Annotated in this window: 3 protein-coding genes; all 3 read right to left on the minus strand. The window is 59.0% G+C overall.

What is annotated here, in order from left to right:
* Nucleotides 1-157 (minus strand): cobalamin biosynthesis protein (locus L692_RS32125; protein ID WP_198027821.1); only part of this gene is annotated, 157 nt, incomplete at its 3' end.
* A gap of 15 nt (nucleotides 158-172) precedes the next feature.
* Nucleotides 173-793, minus strand: a complete 621-nt coding sequence (gene cobU, locus L692_RS0123905; protein WP_025702467.1) for a bifunctional adenosylcobinamide kinase/adenosylcobinamide-phosphate guanylyltransferase — start codon at nucleotides 791-793, stop codon at nucleotides 173-175.
* Between the two features lie 27 nt (nucleotides 794-820).
* On the minus strand, nucleotides 821-1,378 hold the full coding sequence (gene cobO, locus L692_RS0123910; protein WP_025702468.1) for a cob(I)yrinic acid a,c-diamide adenosyltransferase: 558 nt from the start codon (nucleotides 1,376-1,378) through the stop codon (nucleotides 821-823).
* Nucleotides 1,379-1,536: the final 158 nt, after the last annotated feature.

The following is a 1,536-nucleotide window of genomic DNA, read 5'->3' on the forward strand; positions in this document are numbered from 1 at the left end:
GCACGCCAAGCGCTCTCTCCGCCGCCCTCCCCGCGCCCCATTTCCGAAGAACCGATTCCACCCTGGCGATGAGCTTTCCCATCCCGATCACGGGATGCGGGATGCCGCGCGGGTCGCCGACCAAGAGATCAATGATAATCGCTGTAATCACAAACATAATACCTTGCAACAATTACTGCCCCTTTCCACCGGAGCGCCAGGCCGCTTCCCGCAAATTCACCGGAATTCCGCAGACGACCAGAAAGACTTCGTCAGCCTGCTCCGCAAGCGCCTGATTCACCTGCCCCGCCAGGTCGCGGTAGACTCTGCCGAGAGGATACTCGGGAACAAGCGAATCCCCTACTTCATTGGTGACCAGAACCGCCGGGAAGGGAGCCTGTTTCAGCAGGCGGGCAAGCTCCTTGGCCCGCTCAAGAATCCATTCGCTGTGCTCCGGCTTCATCCAGCGCTCCTGTCCCGATTCGTCCGGCATTAACAGCAGGTTCGAAATCCATAAGGTCATGCAGTCGATCAGGACAACGGATACCGGTTCTTCCGACAGCCGCCGGATGACGGCTTCCAGCTCGTAAGGCTCCTCAACCGTCCGCCATTCCGCAGGCCGCCGGTCCCGGTGGATTGCCGCCCGCCTCCTCATCTCGTCGTCGTAGAGCTGGGAGGTGGCGATATAGACGATCCTTTGCCCCCGGGTCGTTCCCAGTTCCCCGGCATACTCTTCGGCAAAACGACTCTTGCCGCTTCGCGCGCCTCCGGTGGCAAGAATCAGCTTCTTGTCACTGGACTCCGTGCCTCGCATAAATTTCCTCCCTCCTGCTTCCTAAGGTCAATAATCCATCCCCGGAACCGCCTGAACCCCATCATGGTAATAGTGCTTAACCGCCTGAACCTCGGACACCAGGTCCGCCAGCTCCAGAATTTCGGTTCTGGCCTGACGCCCGGTCAGAACCAGATGCAGATGCTTCGGCCTGCGCCTGATTAAATCGAGCACTTCGCCAAGGGGAAGCACGTCCTCCACCGGAAATTTCCGGATCGCAAGCGCATTGTTGATCTCGTCCAGCACCACTACGTCCCAATCGCCGCCAAGCACTTCTTCTCTGGCGGAAGACCATGCCTCCCGCAGAGCGGAGCGGTGCTCTTCCGGCGTCTTCGTCCAGGTTAACCCCGCGCCGAGCTGCCGGATGTCCACCCCCAGTTTACGGAGGGCGATATGCTCTCCGCATGTCCTCTCCGGCGATTTGATAAATTGCAGAATCAGCACTTTATAGCCGCGCCCCGAAGCCCGCAGCGCAAGCCCGAGCGCGGCGGTCGTTTTGCCTTTGCCGTCGCCAGTATAGACAAGGGTATAGCCCTTGCGGTTCGCTCTTGGGTCAGGCTCTTCCACGGTCCTCGCCTCTTTTCCGACTATACTCCAGGCAGCGTTCGATGAAGCGCTCCGCAACCTTCGGATTGGATGCAAAATGCAGATGCGTATAGCCTGCCATCAGATTCTCCGAATGGTAGCCTTCAAATCCGCTTCCGCGCAGACCTTTCGTTTGATAA

The organism is Paenibacillus forsythiae T98, assembly GCF_000520735.1.
In the GTDB taxonomy this organism is placed as follows: Bacteria; Bacillota; Bacilli; order Paenibacillales; family Paenibacillaceae; genus Paenibacillus_AQ; species Paenibacillus_AQ forsythiae.

Bases quoted from the DNA above. Each gene is read 5' to 3' on its own strand.
- cobU (WP_025702467.1), bottom strand. From the start codon at position 793: ATGCGAGGCACGGAGTCCAGTGACAAGAAGCTGATTCTTGCCACCGGA.